Source organism: Pseudomonas sp. JDS28PS106, from assembly GCF_036706555.1.
GTDB lineage: Bacteria > Pseudomonadota > Gammaproteobacteria > Pseudomonadales > Pseudomonadaceae > Aquipseudomonas.
The window spans coordinates 62,784-80,514 of record NZ_JBAJGT010000011.1 but is presented as its reverse complement, the minus strand read 5'-3'; the positions used below and the strand labels follow the sequence as shown (position 1 = coordinate 80,514).

The window sequence follows — 17,731 nt, the reverse complement described above, 5'->3', positions numbered from 1 at the left end:
CGTCATTGACCCTTGAGCAAAGTGTTGGCGGAGCCGGAAATCTGCGTGGCCCCGCGCACCACCATTTGCGTTTCGATGGAGTAGTCGAACATCCGGCCCAGCGAATGAACCAGCTGGTCAACCTGTGCACCGCCCACGGTTGGCGCGGGATCGCCCCCGGCCTTGAAGACATTGGCCGCTTCCCCGGCCGGTTGTGGCGCCGTGCCGCGACTCATGGCATCGGCGCGTTCGGTGAACTGGCGGGAACGGTCGATAAAACCGTCCAGGCGTTCCATGAGGTTGCTGCCGATCTGGTGCGGTGACGCCCCATGGGGCATCCCGCGAGCGGTCTCGGCCATGTGCTCGAAGAGGTTCTGGGAAGCCTGCGCCACCCCGCCTCCTTCCGGCGGCTGCAGGGCTGCGGCCGCCGGTGCTGCACCTAAGTCGATGGACATGGACAGGTCCTATTCTTCGTCGTCGGACTGCGCTTCCTTCAGGATTTCCTGAGCGCGCGGCATGATGATGAACTGGCCGCCGATGATCACCGCCTGGGAGATCAGGGCATCGTTGAACTCGGCATCGTCCGCCGCCGACTGTTCCGCGTTGTCGACCGCGGCATTGAATTTCGCTTCCTGGGTGTTGGTGCTGATGTCGAGATTGGCGTCTACGGGTGTCACGGACATGGTCACGCTCCTTTGGGGATGAGTAGGTTGCGGCTTGGTTTCAGTTTCAGGGTTGCTCGGTCACGACCTGGGTCACCACCCCGCCGCGGAACACCCGCACGCCCCGCTCGCGTACCACGGGTGCGGGTTCGGCGAGGGGCTGGGCGTCGAGATGGCGCTGGATCTGCGCCAGCCAGGCCGGCGGGCCCGAGGCGAACACACCGTCGCGCTCGGGGCTGACACGGGTCGACATGGGCTCGCCGGCGACGTCCAGTTGCGCCAGGTAACTTTCCAGGTCGTCAAGTCTGCGGCCGCGAACCTCGAACATCCGGGTGGCGACTTCGTCAGCGCTGGCGATGTGCAGCACGCTGCCGTCGAAATACCAGCTCAGTTGATTGGCATCGCACAGGCGGTCGAGAAACTCGCCGGCCGTGGCTGCCCGGATGCTGCCGCGCGAGGTGCCACGAACCTTGTCCGAAAACACCACGATCAGGTTCAGATTGCGGCCCAGCTCGGTGAGGGCGCCGCGCACGTCCTGCTCCACCACCACATAGGCATAAGGCTCGGCAAACCAGTCAGGCTTGCGGGTTTCATCCGCCCGGCCCAGTGAGCACAGCGACATCAGGAGCGCGACCAGCGTCAGACGCTGGGCAGTGATCAGCGACATGCGGACCTCCTCATGCCGTTCGCGGTCCATTGGCAGGGCCGGCGCAGATAGGAGTCGCTATTCGCGAGCGAGGCTTTAAGATAGCGCTCGCCCGCAGCCGCCAACGGCGTCTGCCCGGTCACGACTTGTCCCACTGCACAAGAGACCTGTTCATGCCTCACCGCTACGCTCCCGCCCTGCTGTTGTCCGTCGGTCTGGCCCTGACCGCCTGTAGCACCGCGCCCAAGTCCGACGCCAGCTACGAGCGCTCCATGCAACTGGCCGCCGATCTTGAAAAACGCGGCGATCCGGCGACCGCCGCGGCGTTCTACCAACGTGCGACCCAGCAACCCGAAGCGGGACCTCAGACCTGGCTTAAACTGGGCGACAGCCTGCTGGCCGGCAATGACGCACGGGGCGCGGAGCGCGCCTTCCAGCGGGCGCTGGAGCTGGGGCCGGGCAACGCCGAGGCCTTGCTGGGCCTGGGCACCGCGCAATTGCGCCAAGGCAAACTGGAGCGTGCCGCGACCGCGCTGGCCCAGGCCGCCGAAGGCTCGGATCGGGCCGTGGCCTGGAACCGGCTGGGCATCGCCCAGATCCTGCGCGGTCAGACGACGCCGGCGCAGAGCGCCTTCAGTCACAGCCTGGGCCTTGCGCCCGATGATCTGGATACCCGCTGCAATCTGGCGCTGGCCTATGCGCTGGGCGGCGAACGGCAGAAAGCCGTGCAGACCATCGAACCGGTGGCCCGCTCGCCGCTGGCGCAGGCCCGGCATCAACGCAACGAGCTGCTGGTGCTGGTCCTGGCCGGCGACGAACAACAGCTCGCGGGCCGCAGCCTGGACGACATCCCCGCCGCCGAACGCCAGCAACTCCTGACCGAAGCGCGGCGTATCAAAAGTCTTGCCGATCCCGCTCAACAGGCTCGCGAGCTTGGGCTGGTCAGCCAGCGCTAGGTTCATCGCGCCTCCCGCGTATCGGCGCTGGCCTGCTGCTCGGCCTGGCGCCGACGCAGCTCCTCCCGGTCATAGCCATCGATGTAGATCTGCGCCGCGCGCCCCACCGGCGCGGCCATGGTCGGGCCGCTGACCCGCCCTTTGACGACGTCCGAACGCTGCTCGACCATCTGCAGAAGTACCAGATTGTTGGCGCAACCCGGCGCCAGCAACGGCCGGAAGTCCTCGCCGACGCCGATCTGGTCTTCGGTGGGAGGGTTCAGGCAGGCGATCGGCACCAGCTCAACCCGGCCGTCGCCGCGGTTGATGGCCGTGTAGTCCGGCGAATAACGGACCGGGTCCAGATGGGTCTTGCAGCCGGCCAGCATGCACAGCATCACAAGGGCCGCCGGTTGACGCAGCGCTGCTGAAACCTTCATGACCGTTCCTTTTCGTCAGGCATAAGCGACTCAGTTCATGTAGAAGCCGAACGCACCGCCGGTGCGAGGTCCGGCCGATGCGGTCTGGGTGGGCTGGGCATCCAGCGGCGTGGCGACCACTCGATCCCGCACCGGCTCGACCAGGTACGGGGTGATCAGAATCACCAGTTCGGTTTCATTGCGCTGGAAACGCTTGGAGCGAAACAGGTTGCCCAGGATCGGCATGTCGCCGAGCATCGGGACTTTCTCGACGTCCTGGCTGCTTTCGCGCTGGAACAGTCCGGCGATTGCAAAGGTCTGGCCGCTGCCTACCTCGACCCGGGTGTCGGCGCGCCGTACCCGGAACGACGGCACCTGGTAACCGTTGACGTCCAGCGTGCTGGTGCTCATCAGGCTGCTGACCTCAGGGCGCACCTGCAAGGCGATCCGGCCGTTAGGCACCAGCGTCGGGCTGAACAGCAGCGACACGCCGTAGGGTTTGTATTCGATGCCGACCACTTCGCGATTGACCGGCACGGGCACCGCGACTTCGCCGCCGGCCAGGAAGCTGGCGGTCTGGCCGGTCATCGCCGTGATATTGGGTTCGGCCAGCACTTCCAGTACCCCATTGGTCTGTAAGGCTTCGAGCATCGCGTCGATGTTGACGTTGCCCGAGTTCAGGCCGGCGCTAATGACGTTGGTCCCGGCATCCGCCGCCAACCCGCCGCCGGTCAGCAGGCCGAACGAGAAGGTGCCGTTATTGAACAGCGCGTTCCAGTTCACGCCGTAGCGCAGCAGCTCTGAGCGAGAGACCTCGGCGAAGCGCACACGAATGTTCACCTGCGCCGAGCCTGTATAGGTCGCGCTGTTGATCGCCGAGTCGAAACCTTGCCCTTGAGTGCTCAGCAATGCGTTGAGGTCGGTGGCCTCCGCGACGCTCTGTAAAGAGCCTTTGGCGACCACCCGATTGCCGGAAGCGCCGATCTGCGCGTGGCTGCCGGGGTGCAGGTCCTTGAGCGGACGGCTGACGGTGCTTGTGCCGCTGTTGACCGCCAGACTCAGTGACGCGGTCTCGTGCCCCTCACCGTCCAGCGCGATCAGGGTGGTCTGACCGGGCGTCTTGCCGAACACGTAGATCACGCCTGGTGACACCACCTGCAGGTCGGCAATCGACGGCTCGGCCACCATCACCGAATCCACCGGCGCGGCGAAGCGCAGCACCCGGCCTTCGCCGGTGGCCAGATCCAGCGTGCTCTTCGCGCCCCTGGGGACGTCCTGAGCGCTGACTCCGGCGCAGGTCAGAAACAGGCCAAAGCCCAGCCAACGGGTAATACGGGAAGCACACATCATGAAGCGGTCGCCATTGGAGTTGCGGCAGCGGCCCTGGCCGGACGTGCCGTGATATCGGTCAGGCTCAGGGTGCCGACCGCCTGCAGGTTGTATTCGTTGGCCAGCTCGCGGAACGACAGCACCGACAGCGCCAGTTCGGCGCGCACGATCAGGCGTCGCATGACGCGCCGCAGCTCGGGATGCACAAGCAGCACGGTCGGGTCGTTTTCCGGGAGCATCTGACACAGGCGGCGCAACTGGCTGAGCATCGCCCGGTTCAGGTCCTCGGGGATCGAGTCGCGGCTCTTGTCCTGACGGCGCATCGCCGCGCGCAGCTGTTCTTCGAGGCTGGGCGCCAGCACGAACGCGCTGATCACCCGGTTGCGGTCGGCGAACTGATGACTGATCTGTCGTTGCAGCGCGGCGCGCAGATGTTCGCTCAGACGGCCCGGATCGCTCTCCCGGCTGCCCCACTCGACCATGGCTTCGAGCAAGCCGCGCCGGTTGCGGATCGACACGCCTTCTTCCACCAGCAGGCGCAGCGCTTCGGCAATGCGCTGTAAGGGCATGATGCGCAGTACTTCCTTGATGAGTTCGCCGTATCGGTCTTCCTGGCGCTCCAGAATCGCCCGCGTCTCCTGGATGCCGAGGAAATCCGCCGCGTAGCGACGCAGCGTCCGGTCAAGCACCTCGCGCAGCACTTCATCGGTATGCAGGAACGCGATGCCCGCGTCCTGGAGCTGGCCGGCGGATTCGGCCTGAACCCAGTGACCCGTGCGCGTACCGACCGGCGATGGCGCCTGCTCGACGACGACATCCAGCAACTGGGCGTGCACTGGGTCATCCTTGAGCAGCAGCGACCGGGTGGGGAATTCACCTTCGCTGACCGGCACGCCTTCCAGCTCGATCACGAACCGGTTGGCTGCCAGCGCGCGATCGGCAAAGACTTCAGGCACAGGCACTTCGATGCCCAGATCCGCGCGGATATCGTGGCACAGCGTTTCGATGCGCTGACGCAGCGGTTGCAACGGCGCCGCTTCGACCAGGTCCGCACCCAGGCTGAGCATTACCCGCGCGTCCAGTGGTCGCTCAAAGGACTCGACCGACTCCAGCGGCTCGGGTTCGGCAACAGGCTCGGGAAGTTCCTCCACGACCGGCTCTACCTCCGTGCGGCGCTGCTCGCGGCGCCAGAGCATCCAGGCGCAACCCGCCAGCACCGCGGACAAACCGACAAACACGGCCAGAGGGAAGCCGGGCAACAGGCCCACACCCAGCAGGATCAGGGCGGTCAAGCCCAGCGCGCGATAACTGGCGCCCAGCTGGTGAACGATTTCCGTGCCCAAGTCACGCTCCTGACCGTCGCTGTTGACCCGCGTCACCACGGTGCCGGCCGCGACCGCGATCAGCAGGGCCGGAATCTGCGCGATCAGGCCGTCGCCGACGGTCAGCAGCGAATAGGTATGCGCGGCCTCGGCAAACGGCATATCGCGCTCGACCATACCGATCATCATCCCGCCCAGCAGATTGACGAACAGGATCACCAGGCCGGCGATGGCGTCGCCCTTGACGAACTTCATGGCTCCGTCCATGGCGCCGAACATCTGGCTTTCGCGCTCCAGGCGCGAACGACGGCGGCGCGCTTCGGCCTGGTCGATATCGCCATTACGCAGATCGTTGTCGATACTCATCTGCTTGCCGGGCATGGCATCGAGGGTGAAGCGCGCCGCCACTTCGGCGACCCGCTCGGCGCCCTTGGTGATGACTACGAATTGGGCCACGGTGATAATCAGAAACACCACCAGTCCGACCACCACCTGCCCTGCGATCACAAAATCGCCGAATGCCTTGACGATGTGACCGGCGTTGCCGTCGAGCAGAATCAGGCGCGTGGTGGTGATCGACAAGGACAGGCGAAACAGCGTGCTGAGCAGGATCAGCGGCGGCAGCGCCGAGAATTCGACCGAGTGGTTGATATAAAACGCGACGATCAGGATCAGCAGGCTCAGAGCGATGTTCAGTGCGATCAGCGCATCCACCAGATACGTCGGCAGCGGGATGATCATCATCGCGATGGCCATCAGCATGAAAGCGACAATGATCACATCGGTGCGTTGCGAGGCGGTCCGGGCGAGGCTGTTGAGCCGATTGACGAGAGTCATTTCACCGCCCGTCTGGCTGCCAGATACGTTTTGAAGGTCTGCCTGGCTTCGGCCTTGCGGCCGCCCTTCCACAGTGCCCGGCTGCGCAGCAACAGCAGACTGGCGCTGTCGCCCTGCTCGTCAACCAGGCGATCGAGCGCGGCCAGCGCCCGGTCGATATCACCGCTGTCGGTGAACGCCAGCACCAGACTGTGCAGCAGGCCAGGGTCACGAGGCGCGAGCTGCACGGCGATCAGCAGCATCACCAGCCCGCGCTGGGGCTGACCGGTGCGCCGGTAGAGGTCACCGAGTCCGTTGAGCAACTCCACGCATTCGCGATCTTCACGGGCGCTCATTCTTCCACCTCGGTGCGCTGTTGCTGGAGCATCAGTCGGGTGTCGATCTCTTCGCGAATGAACATTTCGGCCAGTTCGCGGATTTCAGGCTCGGCGTCCAGTCCGGGCAGCACGGTATCCAACAGGTAATCGAGCACCTGGAGCGAGCGTGTGGTGCTGAACAGCTCGGCGTTGACCGGCGCCGACTGTTCTGCCTGCTCGAGGTCGGCGCGCAGAGAGCGCCGAATGCGTCTTTCGCGCTGATTGACCAGCGCCTCGAACTGCGTGCCCTGCTTGAGATTGGCGGGTGTGACGCGCTGAACTGCGGGAAGCTGATCAGCGGACGTGGGGAGAACGGATCGCAGATCGACTTTCATAGTGTGAAGACAAACCTTTCATGGCCTCTGGTCAGGCGTACTTGATCACCCTCGATGCTGTCGAGCACCCAGTTGTCTTCCAGGGTCGCCCCCGGATATAGGCGCTTGCCGTGTTCGTCGATCACATAGGGATTGGCGCCGAACCACACTGCCTGAAAGCGCGTGCGGGGCTTGGCGACCGTGGCAGTGGCCCGCACGTCGGGCGTCAGCACCATGTGCTGACCGAAACGCGAGTCGAACCCTTGTTGGACGTTCAACCAGCGATCCTTGAGCGTCGCTGGATAGCTGCCGGTGACGCTGACGTGCCGGCCGTTGACGCGGGTCTGCAAAAAGCCGAGTTCGGCGGCCTGCAATGACTGTTCGAGCCAGGCATGGGCCTGTTCCGGCGTGGGGGCGGCAGCTGGCAGAGCGGCGGCCCTGGCGTCAGCCGGCGATGAAACGGACGCGGCCGGTTCTGACCGGAACGCGAACGCCAGGGTGCACAGCACCATCAAAAGCACCGCCGCCAGCGCTGCCCTGTGCCGGGAGGTGATCGAGCCGGAGGAAACCTGAGCAGGCGCGACCGCCGGGCGTGTGTCACGCAGCCGCACGCGGGCTTTGCCGACTGTCAGCTCGACCGGCAGCCGTACTTTGAGGCCGTGACCCTGGCCGATCAGCTGTTGGGTGCCGTCTGGCGAAGCCACGCTGACGTCGCCGCCCAGCGCCTCGACCGCCACTTGGTCAGGGAAAATCCGCAGCAGCAGATGCTGCGCAGCGATGTCGTCGTCGCCAAGAATGAGGTCGCTGTCAGGCGAATGGCCGACGCGATAGACCGCTTTGTCCAGGGGCAGCGACACCCCCTGATGCAAGCCGTCGAGAATCTCCAGTACCGTGGCGCCGGGCGCACGGACCTGGTTTCCGGCCAGAGGACCGGCTACGGAATCGAGGGAAACAAGCGCTGTCATGTTCGGATCGCCACCGTGTGATGCACCGTAAACGGCCGTTCAGGGCCGGGAAAGAAGGTCGGTCGGGTGACTGTGCAGCAGCAGACATGCGAGCAGCCCCGTGGAGGCTGCCCGCACGACAACGTCAGTTCTGCGGACGTTGTTTGGTCGCGTCGAGCTCTGCTTTCTTGGCAGTGGAGATCTCGGTGATCTTGGCCGACTTCTCGATGGCCATGTCGAAAGTGGCCGACATTTTTTCGATTGCTGCGTCAGCGTTACCGGAGCTTACTGGTGGTGTGGTGCTCATGACGTTTTCTCCATGCTTCGATTAGTAAATGCGCCTGCCAGCGGCAAGTCAGATCCATCGCAAAACAGCCAGGCAACTTCATAGCCGAACTTCAACGAGGAAATCCGGACTACGACACGGCTCGCCGCGTTGCCGAACAGATACTACTCAGCGGTCCGAAAAGCGGCTGTGAAAACTTGTGAAATCGAAATAACGAGCAATAAAGCTATTCACCGGTGACAGATGATGTCACTTTGCTAGTTGTCAGCAGCACAAATAGTTATTCGACGATGGAACTTTTTATATCAGCCCGTAGCAACGTGCATAAAACGCCGAGCGGCGAATATGAAGTCATGAAGGAGAGAAACAAGGAGGTGTGAAATGTTGTGAAAGCGCGGCAGCCGTTAGTTTAAATGACATCTTGGCCTGTTAACGTTTCGCCAGGACACTACCGTCTCGGTCGACACCCGCGATATGGCACGGTCAAAATGCCGGAGCCGCCTGCATCGGGAAGCGAAACTCCGGCCGGGGTACTGGCGGTTCAGAGACTGGAGCGCAACGGCACCTCGTGGCGGGAGGCTTCCGCAGTCACGCTGTCCTGTCCAACCATTTCATCATGGGCGATGGACTGGACCAGAAACAGCCTGGCATCGGGCACTCCCGACAAGACCTTGCGGGCTTCTTCTACCGATGCAATATGCAACGTCTTGCCATGACTGTCCTCGATGGGAATCGAGCGTTGATCCATCAGAGCGTGCAGCACATATGAGCCGCCTTCCATGGACACCAGATTGATTTCGTGAATCTCGCCCGCTTTGACGTGCCGGGTCAGGGTGTCGATATTCAAAGTCATTCCTCCAAGGCAATGAAAGATGTGCGCCTTGAGAAGTGGATCGCGACCGTCGCCGAACGTTCCTCGCCGGTGATGACCAGCAGCATCGCGGCACAGCGTCAGTCGCTGTGCTGCCCCTCCCGACTCAGGCTTTCGGCTGAATACCAGCGGTCGCGGCCCTTGTGTTTGGCAACGTACAGCAAGGCGTCAGCGGCTTTGATCATGGACGCGGGTGTGGCGGTCTGGTCGCCGGGCAGGCTGACCATCAATCCCGCGCTGGCCGTCACCCGGCCGGATGGATGATCGAGGTGTTCGATGTCCAGCCCGCGAATCGCATCGAGGATGTTCTGGATGATGCGCCCGGCCGCATGGCCGTCGGTGCCGGGCAACAGAATGGTGAACTCCTCGCCACCGTAACGCACCGCCAGATCGGCGGGCCGCTTGATCGTTTCTTTGATGACCTTCGCTACCCGGCACAGGCAATCATCCCCCGCCGGGTGGCCGTAGCGATCGTTGAAGCGCTTGAAGTAGTCGATATCGAGCATCGCCAGGGCCAGCGGGCTGCCCTGCCGTTTCGCCCGCGCGATCTCCACGTTCAGCACCATGTCCAGGCGTCGCCGGTTGCCCAGCCCGGTCAGGCTGTCGGTCAGCGCCATGTCCCGGACCGCCTGATGCGCGCGGCGGATTTCCTGTTCCATGACCATGCGTTCGCGCAACTGACGCAGCACCACCATGCCCAACCCTCCCAGCCCCGCCAGCAGCATGAGCAGGATCACCCCGGTCTTGATCAAATCGTTACGCCAGGCCTGGACGATGAATTCGCGGGAAAGCCCCGCTTCCACCACCATCGGGTAACTTTCCAGCTCTCGGTAACCATACAGCCGCCAAGTGCCATCCACCACGGCTCGCACCTCGGCCACGCCCGAGCTTGCGGTGGGCAGATACTTCCTGAAGATCTCGCTGTCGGCCAGGCTTTCGCCGATCACCGATGCATCGAAGGGCCTGCGGGTGATAATGGTGCCATCGCGCAGCGCCAGCACCAGCGCGCCCATGTGGTCGATCTTGAAATCGCCGTAGTAGTCGACGAAATAACTGACCCGCACCGTACCGAGCAAAACCCCGGCAAAAGAGCCATCGGGCCCATTGAGCCGCCGCGATACCGGGATGATGTAGTCGTCGGTGGAACGGCTCTTGACCACCGCGCCAATGCGCACTTGCGAATCAAGATGAGTCCGATGGTAGATGAAGTAGTCCCGGTCGCGGTTGTTGGCGTTGGCCGGCGTGATGTCTTTGTCGGTCACCACCCAGTCGCCGTCGGCATCGTAGACGAACAGACCGTGCAACTGCGGAAGAATCGCTGCCTGCTCCTGCAACAGAGCATGGATCCGCGGCACGTCGATATTGTCCATGCCGTCCCCCTCCAGCCGCTCGCCCAATACCGCCGTCAGCGCGTCCACCTGGCGAATGGCGTCTTCGGCGTGCTGGGCGGTGGCGCGGGCGAGGTTGGTCACCGAGTCATGCGCGGCGTCGAACGCGTGCCGATAATCACGCCAGATCCGCCAGCCTTCGACCAGCATGAAGGTCATGACCACCAGCACCATGAAGGACACGGTCAGGCGAAACAGCGCCCTGGAGCGCTGACCGGCCAGTCCGAGCCCGTCGTCGGTCGGGTCGGCCGTCGTGTCGTCTTTGTCGAATCGTTGCATAGCAAACCCGGTTCAAGACCTCAAACATTCCGTACCACAGGCGATCGGTGAACAGTCGCCAAGGAAGGGTCCGGCTCAGAGCTTACCTATTTCTCCCGTCGCTTCGCCGATGGTTGCCAGCGTTTCCTCGATCTCCAGTATGGCGGTCTCGAGCTTGGCGAACGATTGGCAGACAGCTTCCCGGTCGTCCACCGTCTGATGCCCGCGCAGGCGCTCTACCCGCTCCAACTCACAGTCCTGAAGATCCCTGACACCGTCGCGAAGCTCCTGAAGCGTAGCCCATACCGCGTCGAACCGTTTCCTGCTGCTTTCGTTCATGGGTGTCCTCCCTCGCCGGGATTCATCGCTTCCAGCCCAGATGGCGCTCGATGGCGCGCCGGTAAGGCGTATCGATCTGGCGCGGGACCTGTTCGATGTAATGCCGGGCGTGTTCCTGTTTGTCGCCGGTCAGGCCGGCCAGGTAAGTCAACGCATCCTGATCGGTTGGGATACGGCCTTCCTGGTGCATGAAACGGGGCGGAAGCGCTGTCCACACCACCGCGTCGACCCCGCGCTCCCGCGCCCAGCGCACGACCAGTCCTTCGGAAGTGAGCGGCATCCTGGCCATCAGCATGCGGCCCACTCCGTCGACCCGTTCAAGGGGAATCTGCTCCCGTTCATGCAGAGCGGCGCACGCCTGCTCCAAGGTATCCACTGCCATCAAAGCCCAGTACACCGGCACCACAGGCGCGTTCAGACAGATCGCCGTGGCCAGCTCACCTCCGTCCCCCACCCTGGAAAACTCGATCGGCACATGCGGTCCATCGGCGTACCATTCTCCGGCGAGCGGCAGCGTGCCCGGTTTCCAGATCAGCGAACCCCATCCCAGACAAGCAATATTCATATCCTTCCCTCATCCAGTGCGTCGGCTTCAGGCTTGTGACAACGAAGCGGCGGCTTGCGCTCGATTTTTTTGTGCTGACCTGCGCAATGTCTACGCAATCAACGTAGGAGCCAGCTTGCTGGCGATGATCTGTGTCGCGCCTAGGGTCCCCTAGCCGTGGGAGGGAGCTTGCTCGCGACGGTTTTTGCGGCACTGGCGCTGCTGGCCGGGAGCATATCCATTACCGCGCGGGCTGGTCTGTCTGGTTTCGGCCCTTACGGCCGACCCCCTTTTGTTTCGGCAAAAGGGGGACAAACCATTGCTCCTGGCTTGGCCCTTCGGGTTCCTTCACTCCGGCAACGCTCTACCGGGCCGCGCCCTGATGTGGATTGAGGGTGGCGTCCATGAGCCATTGGCGCCAGCCGGCGTCCTGCCTCGCTCCCCGGCTGCGCGTCGCCTGCGTTCGGCCTGCGCCCAAGTCGCGTTCGGTGGCGTCTGTAAGTTTTGCGTAAAAAGATCAAGATCAAGATCGAAAGCTTCGGCTTCGGCTTTGGCCGTGGCTTTGATTTTCTCCACAGTGGTGCAGACGCCGCCGAACGCGACGTTGGCGCAGGCCGAGTGGAGGCGTTGCGCAGGGGGGAACGAGGCAGGAGCCGAGTCGGGCCGCAGGCCATGAATGGCGCTCTCAATCAACATCAGGGCGCGACCCCCGGAGCAACGCCGGAGGGAGGGAACCCCGCAGGGGCCCAGCCCGGGGCAATGGCTTTGGTTACTTTCCCCGAAAGGAAAGTGACCCGGCCGTAAGGGCCGGAACCAGGAGGTCCAGCACACGCCGTAATGGATATGCTCACAGCCGGCAGTGCCACTGCAGTAAACCCGTCGCGAGCAAGCTCCCTCCCACAGCGAGCGCATATTCTCAGCATGCAAAACAGCAAAAAGATTTTTTGTTTGATGCGAGCCACCTTGTTGTGGGCGGCAATCCGACGATCAACGATTACGCGGTGTGCCTTTTGTTTCGCGGCAGATCGCCAGCAAGCTGGCTCCTACGGGTGAGTGATCCGCACGGTGGTTAAGCGGCGCACAAGATCAAGGAACTCATCCCCGGCCGACCGGCTCTCAACCTCAGGTAACGGAGGTTAAAGCGATGTCGGACTTACTGGACGAGTACAACCGCAAGCGTGACTTTAAGGCGACGCCCGAACCCTCGGGATCGGTAGCCGGGAAACCTGCAAAAGCCGCCGGAAAAGGCCAGGATCACGCCCTGACGTTCTGTATCCAGAAGCACGACGCGACCCGCCTCCATTACGACTTCCGGCTGGAAATCGAAGGCACGCTCAAAAGCTGGGCCGTACCCAAAGGCCCGAGCCTCGACCCCAAGGTCAAGCGCCTCGCCATGCACGTCGAAGATCATCCGCTGGAGTACGCCACTTTCGAAGGACACATACCCGAGGGCCATTACGGCGCCGGAGACGTCATCGTCTGGGATCGCGGAGTCTGGCGTCCGGTGGGCGACCCCGTGGAGTCCTACAAGAAAGGCCGGATCAAGTTCGAGCTGCTGGGGGAAAAACTCTCCGGCGAATGGAACCTGGTCCGTACTCATCAGGAAGGCAAACAGAAACCCTGGTTTCTGATCAAGCATCAGGACTCCGCCGCACGCCCTGAATCCGATTACGACATCACTAAAGCCCAGCCGGACAGCGTACTGAGCGACCGCACGTTGCCGCCGAAAAAGCGCAAGGCCAAGGCCCCCGAAGCCAGGCCTGACGTCGAACCTGCCGCACAGGTCGCGCCTCCCCGCGCTCCGGCTGCGTCCGGCAAGCTCAATGGCGCCAAGGTCGCGCCTTTGCCCGAAACTCTCAAGCCCGAACTGGCCACTCTGGTCGAGAGCGCCCCGGCCGGCGACTGGCGCTATGAACTGAAATTCGACGGCTACCGGCTGATGGCCCGCATCGACAACGGCGAGGTAAAAATTTTCACCCGCAACGGCCATGACTGGACCGCCAAGCTTCCACGCCAGGCCGAGGCACTGGCCAGTCTGGCGCTGGAATCGGCGTGGCTGGATGGGGAAATGATCGTGACTGATGACGACGGCGCGCCGAGTTTTCAGCTGCTGCAAAACGCGTTCGAAAGCGGCAAGAGCGGCGCGATCGTGTTCTACCTGTTCGACATGCCCTACCTCAACGGTATGGACTTGCGCGGCGTGCCCATTGAAGAGCGGCGCGGCGCGCTTGCCACCGTGCTTGAACGCAGCGAAGACGAGATTCTGCGCTTTTCCGAAGATTTCGGCGAAGACGCCGGCGATCTTCTGACCAGCGCCTGCCAGATCAAGATGGAAGGCCTGATCGGCAAGCGCCAGGGCAGCCTATACACCTCGCGGCGCAGCGACGACTGGATCAAGCTCAAGTGCAAGCAACGCCAGGAGTTCGTGATCGTCGGTTACACCGAACCCAAAGGGGCGCGCACCGGGTTTGGCGCCCTGTTGCTGGGTCTGCACGATGACGACAGCGCGCAGCTGCGCTACGCCGGAAAAGTGGGCACGGGGTTCAACAGCGAGACGCTCAAGACCATCCTCGCGCAGCTCAAGCCGCTGGAAATATCGAAACCGGCGGTGAGCAACCCGCCAACTGGCTATGAGGCCAAGGGCGTGCACTGGCTAAAGCCGCTTTTGCTCGCCGAGGTCGCCTTCGCCGAGATCACTCAAGAAGGCTCGGTGCGCCACGCGGTTTTCCAGGGCCTGCGCTCTGACAAGCCCGCCAAGGATATCGTTCGCGAAACGCCCAAGGCCGCCAAAGAAGTGGAGCCAGACGCCGCGCCGCCCAAGTCAGCGGCCAAGAAAAATCCCGTACATAGCGCCGGCAATGGCAAAGCGCGGCTCACCCATCCAGACCGGGTGATCGATCCGGAGTCGGGCACCACCAAGCGCGAGCTTGCCGAGTACTACATCAGCGTCGCCCAGTGGATCCTGCCCGTCCTTGAGAACCGCCCGGTCGCTCTGGTGCGTGCGCCCGAGGGGGTGACCGGCGAATTGTTCTTCCAGAAAAACGTCGAGCGTCTGGCAATCCCCGGCATCGAAACCCTGGAAAACGGCTCGGTAATGCTCATCAACAATGCCGAAGCGCTGGTGGGCGCGGTGCAGATGAGCACCATTGAGTTCCATGCCTGGAACGCGCTGGCCCCGGAACTGGAGCGCCCGGACCGCTTCGTACTGGATCTGGACCCCGACCCGTCCCTGCCCTGGAAAAGCATGGTCGAGGCCACGCAATTGACCCTGACCCTGCTGGATGAACTGGGCCTGCAATCCTTCATCAAGACCAGCGGCGGCAAGGGCATACATGTGGTCGTGCCGCTCACCCCCAAGGACGACTGGGACACGGTCAAAGCGTTCAGCCAGAGCATCGTCAAGTACATGGCCCGGTTGATCCCCGACCGCTTTTCCGCAGTGTCCGGCCCGAAGAACCGGATAGGACGCATCTTCATCGACTACCTGCGCAACGGCCGCGGGGCCACCACCATCAATGCTTACGCCGCGCGTACCCGCCCGGGCCTGCCGGTATCGGTGCCGATCTTCAAGGAAGAGATCCACGAGATCAAAGGCGCCGACGCCTGGAATATCCGCACCGTCCACGAGCGCCTTGCCGGGCTGGACGAAGACCCCTGGGCGCAGTTACCGGAAGTCAGGCAAACGATCACCGCCGACATGCGTCGGCAACTGGGCATCAAGTGACTCATCCCTTCCCCACCCACATCCATCAGGAGATCATCATGGACAACTACCACATCACCAAGACCGATAACGGCTGGGAACTGAAGAAGGAAGGCGCAGCGCGGGCCTCCAAGACCGCTGGCACCAAAGCTGAAATCACCAAGGTCGCGGCGGAATTCCTGGATGGCAAGACCGCGTCCCTGAAGATCCACAAGGAGGACGGCACCATCGGCGAAGAACGGACCTATCCACGCAGCGCCGACCCGACCAAGAGCAAGGGCTGAAACTGCCCGCCCGACCCGCGCTCCAAGCCGCCAGGCGGGAGGCCGCGGGTCAGCCGGCCGCCTCGGCAAAGCTTGCGACGATGGCATCGATCACCGCCCGGACCCGGGCGGTATGTCGCAGATCGTCATGGGTGACCAGCCACACGTCGTAGGGGGCCGAACGCGTACGCTCCGGCCACACCCGTACCAGCCCATCCTTCTCTCCCAGGTACACGGGTAGTTCGCCCAGCCCGATTCCCGCAGCAATGGCGCGTCGCAACAGCAGGCCTGCGCCCACCGTCGACACGACTCGTCCGCGATTCAAGGGCTCTGACACGACACTGGCGTCCTTGCGTTGCAGATATGGCTGGTACATCACCAGGTCATGACCTTCGAACGCGGTGCCCGGCTCAGGGAGGCCTCGGGCATCCACATACCTCTGGGAAGCGAACAGGCCCACCGGCCAGCGAGCTATTCGCCGGGCAATGAGATCCGGGTTGTCAGGGCGGGTATTGCGCACAGCGATATCGGCTTCGCGCTTGGCGAGGCTGGCCATCTGGGTCGATGCGTCCAGGTGCACGCGCACGCCGGGGTGTTGTTCGTGCAGTCTGGCGATGGCCGGGATGATGAAGTCGACTGCCAGCGAATCGGTGGTACTGACCCGTACCTCCCCCGTCAGCCGGTCATCCAACCCTTGGATGCGTCGCTGCAATTCCAGCGCCGACGCCTCCATGTTCTGTGCGGCGGCGAGCGCCGCTTCGCCCAGGGCTGTCAGGGCGTAGCCTTCGGAAGTCCGCAGAAACAGGGTCGCATCGAGGGACTTTTCCAGCGACGCGATACGTCGCCCCACCGTCGCTTGATCCACGCCCAGCCTCCGCGCGGCCCCTCGCAGCGTCGATTCACGGCAGACGGCCAGAAACACCCTCGCGTCGTCCCAATTCATGCAGTGCACTCCTGATGCAGATATGCATCGCAAAGGTGTGAAAACGCAGCATTATTGCATTTCTCGAGCCGGTATGATGTAGCCATTCGCTATTAATCTGGAAACGCCTCTCATGCACCGCAATGAAACTGCCCTGGCGCCATCGCGCGAAGGCTATTGGTTGCCGATATTCGCCGGCCTCTGCGCCAGCCTGGTCAGCGTCGGCCTGGCGCGCTTCGCCTATACCCCGCTGATTCCCGCCTTGATCCACGCGCAGTGGTTCAGCGCCGGTGATGTGGTCTACCTGAGCGCCGCTAACCTGATCGGTTATCTGATCGGCGCGCTCGGCGGCCGGCCGCTTGGCCAGCAGCTGGGCAATCGTATGGCGCTGCGGCTGATGATGGTCATGGTCACGCTGTCGTTTCTGGCGTGCGCGTGGCCACTGTCGATGCTGTGGTTCTTCGCCTGGCGACTGCTGTCGGGCATTGCCGGCGGGGTGATTATCGTACTGGTGGCGGCCACCGTTCTGCCGCACGTCCCCGCCGCCCGCAAAGGTCTGGCCAGCGGCGCCATCTTTGTCGGCGTCGGCCTTGGTGTGGCGGCATCCGGCACGCTGGTGCCGCCGCTGCTCAGCCTGGGTCTGCAGGAGACCTGGCTGGGGCTGGGAATGCTGGCCCTGCTGCTCACCGCCGCCAGCTGGTTTGGCTGGCCGGCGGACTCGCATCACGCCGCACCCGCTGCCGCCACGGCACCGGGCAAACCCGCCGTCAGGACGGATTCGGCCGTAGGACTGCTGTACGTTCAGTACGGGCTGATGGCCGCGGGCCTGGTGCCGGTCATGGTATTCCTGGTGGACTTCGTTGCGCGGGGCCTCGGCGCGGGCGCCCACACCGGGGCAATGGTCTGGGTCATGTATGGCGTCGGCGCCATTGCCGGCCCGGTCACTTACGGGCTGGTGGCGGACAAGCTGGGCGGACGGATGGGCGTACGGGTGATGTTGGGCATCCAGGCCGTCGCCCTCGCCCTGCTGTGCGTCTGCCATGGCACTGTGGCGCTGATGCTGCTGGCGATCGTGTTCGGCTCCTTTCCGCCCGGCATCGTGCCTCTGGCGCTGGCGCGCATCCATGAGTTGATCCCGGATCACAAGGGCCAGCAGGTGGGCTGGAGCCGGGCTACGGTATCCTTCGCCACCTGCCAGGCCATCACCGGTTACGCTTACTCGGCCGTCTTCAACGCTACCGGCGGCAAGCATATCGCGCTGTTTGCCATTGCCTGCGCGGCGCTGGTTCTCGCCATACTGCTGGAACCGGCCATGCACCTGCTGCGGCGCCCCCATGCCGCGCAGCCGTGATCGGACTGAATCCTCGACCACCATCGGCGTCACAGCCTTACTGAACAGCCAAGACGGGAGAAC

At 63.5% G+C, this 17,731-nt stretch carries 19 protein-coding genes; 4 read left to right on the top strand and 15 right to left on the bottom strand.

Annotation, left to right across the window (positions count from 1 at the left end):
* Positions 1 to 2: 2 nt before the first annotated feature.
* The 3 genes from TRP66_RS17845 to TRP66_RS17835 are packed head-to-tail and all read right to left on the bottom strand — an operon-like array spanning position 3 to position 1,308.
* Complete coding sequence (locus TRP66_RS17845; RefSeq protein WP_333405202.1) at positions 3 to 434, bottom strand: hypothetical protein; 432 nt, start codon at positions 432 to 434, stop codon at positions 3 to 5.
* 9 nt (positions 435 to 443) lie between these two features.
* The gene (locus tag TRP66_RS17840; RefSeq protein WP_333405200.1) at positions 444 to 662 is read right to left on the bottom strand and encodes a hypothetical protein; all 219 of its coding nucleotides are present in this window, start codon (positions 660 to 662) and stop codon (positions 444 to 446) included.
* A gap of 46 nt (positions 663 to 708) precedes the next feature.
* Positions 709 to 1,308, bottom strand: a complete 600-nt coding sequence (locus TRP66_RS17835) for a type III secretion protein (RefSeq protein ID WP_333405198.1) — start codon at positions 1,306 to 1,308, stop codon at positions 709 to 711.
* Positions 1,309 to 1,460: 152 nt separating this feature from the next.
* Between TRP66_RS17835 and TRP66_RS17830 the strand changes: the two genes are divergently transcribed.
* Positions 1,461 to 2,243, top strand: a complete 783-nt coding sequence (locus tag TRP66_RS17830) for a tetratricopeptide repeat protein (protein WP_333405196.1) — start codon at positions 1,461 to 1,463, stop codon at positions 2,241 to 2,243.
* A 2-nt stretch (positions 2,244 to 2,245) separates the two neighbouring features.
* On the opposite strand, the gene TRP66_RS17825 is transcribed toward TRP66_RS17830, so the two are convergent.
* The 11 genes from TRP66_RS17825 to TRP66_RS17775 form a co-directional block, all read right to left on the bottom strand.
* On the bottom strand, positions 2,246 to 2,662 hold the full coding sequence (locus TRP66_RS17825; RefSeq protein WP_333405194.1) for a hypothetical protein: 417 nt from the start codon (positions 2,660 to 2,662) through the stop codon (positions 2,246 to 2,248).
* Between the two features lie 30 nt (positions 2,663 to 2,692).
* Positions 2,693 to 3,991 carry a type II and III secretion system protein family protein gene (locus TRP66_RS17820; protein WP_333405192.1) on the bottom strand — a complete coding sequence of 433 codons (1,299 nt, stop codon included), beginning with the start codon at positions 3,989 to 3,991 and terminating at the stop codon, positions 2,693 to 2,695.
* Positions 3,988 to 6,129, bottom strand: a complete 2,142-nt coding sequence (gene sctV / locus TRP66_RS17815) for a type III secretion system export apparatus subunit SctV (protein WP_333405190.1) — start codon at positions 6,127 to 6,129, stop codon at positions 3,988 to 3,990. The genes TRP66_RS17820 and sctV overlap by 4 nt, the downstream gene beginning before the upstream one ends.
* Positions 6,126 to 6,464 (bottom strand): tetratricopeptide repeat protein, encoded by a 339-nt coding sequence (locus tag TRP66_RS17810; RefSeq protein WP_333405188.1) that lies wholly within the window; start codon positions 6,462 to 6,464, stop codon positions 6,126 to 6,128. The genes sctV and TRP66_RS17810 overlap by 4 nt, the downstream gene beginning before the upstream one ends.
* The gene (locus tag TRP66_RS17805) at positions 6,461 to 6,820 is read right to left on the bottom strand and encodes a hypothetical protein (RefSeq protein ID WP_333405186.1); all 360 of its coding nucleotides are present in this window, start codon (positions 6,818 to 6,820) and stop codon (positions 6,461 to 6,463) included. The genes TRP66_RS17810 and TRP66_RS17805 overlap by 4 nt, the downstream gene beginning before the upstream one ends.
* The gene (locus TRP66_RS17800; protein WP_333405184.1) at positions 6,817 to 7,764 is read right to left on the bottom strand and encodes a SctD/MshK family protein; all 948 of its coding nucleotides are present in this window, start codon (positions 7,762 to 7,764) and stop codon (positions 6,817 to 6,819) included. Before TRP66_RS17800 ends, TRP66_RS17805 begins: the two co-directional genes overlap by 4 nt.
* A 124-nt stretch (positions 7,765 to 7,888) precedes the next feature.
* The gene (locus TRP66_RS17795; RefSeq protein ID WP_333405182.1) at positions 7,889 to 8,050 is read right to left on the bottom strand and encodes a hypothetical protein; all 162 of its coding nucleotides are present in this window, start codon (positions 8,048 to 8,050) and stop codon (positions 7,889 to 7,891) included.
* 520 nt (positions 8,051 to 8,570) lie between these two features.
* Positions 8,571 to 8,882 carry a DUF6482 family protein gene (locus tag TRP66_RS17790; protein WP_333405180.1) on the bottom strand — a complete coding sequence of 104 codons (312 nt, stop codon included), beginning with the start codon at positions 8,880 to 8,882 and terminating at the stop codon, positions 8,571 to 8,573.
* A 98-nt stretch (positions 8,883 to 8,980) separates the two neighbouring features.
* Entirely contained in the window at positions 8,981 to 10,567 is a 1,587-nt protein-coding gene (locus TRP66_RS17785) for a sensor domain-containing diguanylate cyclase (RefSeq protein WP_442965219.1), read from the bottom strand.
* 75 nt (positions 10,568 to 10,642) lie between these two features.
* Complete coding sequence (locus TRP66_RS17780; RefSeq protein ID WP_333405178.1) at positions 10,643 to 10,885, bottom strand: hypothetical protein; 243 nt, start codon at positions 10,883 to 10,885, stop codon at positions 10,643 to 10,645.
* Positions 10,886 to 10,907: 22 nt separating this feature from the next.
* Positions 10,908 to 11,450, bottom strand: coding sequence for a hypothetical protein (locus TRP66_RS17775; RefSeq protein WP_333405176.1), 543 nt, complete (start codon positions 11,448 to 11,450; stop codon positions 10,908 to 10,910).
* A gap of 1,123 nt (positions 11,451 to 12,573) precedes the next feature.
* On the opposite strand from TRP66_RS17775, the gene ligD reads away from it, so the two are divergent.
* Positions 12,574 to 15,153, top strand: coding sequence for a DNA ligase D (ligD, locus tag TRP66_RS17770; protein ID WP_333405174.1), 2,580 nt, complete (start codon positions 12,574 to 12,576; stop codon positions 15,151 to 15,153).
* Between the two features lie 38 nt (positions 15,154 to 15,191).
* Positions 15,192 to 15,416 (top strand): DUF2188 domain-containing protein, encoded by a 225-nt coding sequence (locus tag TRP66_RS17765; RefSeq protein WP_333405172.1) that lies wholly within the window; start codon positions 15,192 to 15,194, stop codon positions 15,414 to 15,416.
* A gap of 49 nt (positions 15,417 to 15,465) precedes the next feature.
* Here TRP66_RS17765 and TRP66_RS17760 read toward each other — a convergent pair whose 3' ends face one another.
* Positions 15,466 to 16,338, bottom strand: coding sequence for a LysR family transcriptional regulator (locus tag TRP66_RS17760; RefSeq protein WP_333405170.1), 873 nt, complete (start codon positions 16,336 to 16,338; stop codon positions 15,466 to 15,468).
* 112 nt (positions 16,339 to 16,450) lie between these two features.
* Here TRP66_RS17760 and TRP66_RS17755 point away from each other — a divergent pair, with 112 nt between their 5' ends.
* On the top strand, positions 16,451 to 17,668 hold the full coding sequence (locus TRP66_RS17755; protein ID WP_333405168.1) for a YbfB/YjiJ family MFS transporter: 1,218 nt from the start codon (positions 16,451 to 16,453) through the stop codon (positions 17,666 to 17,668).
* Positions 17,669 to 17,731: the final 63 nt, after the last annotated feature.

What these genes read in the sequence shown, in the direction of transcription:
- TRP66_RS17845 (WP_333405202.1), bottom strand. Translation starts at nt 434, where the DNA reads ATGTCCATCGACTTAGGTGCAGCACCGGCGGCCGCAGCCCTGCAGCCG.
- TRP66_RS17840 (WP_333405200.1), bottom strand. Translation starts at nt 662, where the DNA reads ATGTCCGTGACACCCGTAGACGCCAATCTCGACATCAGCACCAACACC.
- TRP66_RS17835 (WP_333405198.1), bottom strand. Translation starts at nt 1,308, where the DNA reads ATGTCGCTGATCACTGCCCAGCGTCTGACGCTGGTCGCGCTCCTGATG.
- TRP66_RS17830 (WP_333405196.1), top strand. Translation starts at nt 1,461, where the DNA reads ATGCCTCACCGCTACGCTCCCGCCCTGCTGTTGTCCGTCGGTCTGGCC.
- TRP66_RS17825 (WP_333405194.1), bottom strand. Translation starts at nt 2,662, where the DNA reads ATGAAGGTTTCAGCAGCGCTGCGTCAACCGGCGGCCCTTGTGATGCTG.
- TRP66_RS17820 (WP_333405192.1), bottom strand. Translation starts at nt 3,991, where the DNA reads ATGATGTGTGCTTCCCGTATTACCCGTTGGCTGGGCTTTGGCCTGTTT.
- sctV (WP_333405190.1), bottom strand. Translation starts at nt 6,129, where the DNA reads ATGACTCTCGTCAATCGGCTCAACAGCCTCGCCCGGACCGCCTCGCAA.
- TRP66_RS17810 (WP_333405188.1), bottom strand. Translation starts at nt 6,464, where the DNA reads ATGAGCGCCCGTGAAGATCGCGAATGCGTGGAGTTGCTCAACGGACTC.
- TRP66_RS17805 (WP_333405186.1), bottom strand. Translation starts at nt 6,820, where the DNA reads ATGAAAGTCGATCTGCGATCCGTTCTCCCCACGTCCGCTGATCAGCTT.
- TRP66_RS17800 (WP_333405184.1), bottom strand. Translation starts at nt 7,764, where the DNA reads ATGACAGCGCTTGTTTCCCTCGATTCCGTAGCCGGTCCTCTGGCCGGA.
- TRP66_RS17795 (WP_333405182.1), bottom strand. Translation starts at nt 8,050, where the DNA reads ATGAGCACCACACCACCAGTAAGCTCCGGTAACGCTGACGCAGCAATC.
- TRP66_RS17790 (WP_333405180.1), bottom strand. Translation starts at nt 8,882, where the DNA reads ATGACTTTGAATATCGACACCCTGACCCGGCACGTCAAAGCGGGCGAG.
- TRP66_RS17785 (WP_442965219.1), bottom strand. Translation starts at nt 10,567, where the DNA reads ATGCAACGATTCGACAAAGACGACACGACGGCCGACCCGACCGACGAC.
- TRP66_RS17780 (WP_333405178.1), bottom strand. Translation starts at nt 10,885, where the DNA reads ATGAACGAAAGCAGCAGGAAACGGTTCGACGCGGTATGGGCTACGCTT.
- TRP66_RS17775 (WP_333405176.1), bottom strand. Translation starts at nt 11,450, where the DNA reads ATGAATATTGCTTGTCTGGGATGGGGTTCGCTGATCTGGAAACCGGGC.
- ligD (WP_333405174.1), top strand. Translation starts at nt 12,574, where the DNA reads ATGTCGGACTTACTGGACGAGTACAACCGCAAGCGTGACTTTAAGGCG.
- TRP66_RS17765 (WP_333405172.1), top strand. Translation starts at nt 15,192, where the DNA reads ATGGACAACTACCACATCACCAAGACCGATAACGGCTGGGAACTGAAG.
- TRP66_RS17760 (WP_333405170.1), bottom strand. Translation starts at nt 16,338, where the DNA reads ATGAATTGGGACGACGCGAGGGTGTTTCTGGCCGTCTGCCGTGAATCG.
- TRP66_RS17755 (WP_333405168.1), top strand. Translation starts at nt 16,451, where the DNA reads ATGCACCGCAATGAAACTGCCCTGGCGCCATCGCGCGAAGGCTATTGG.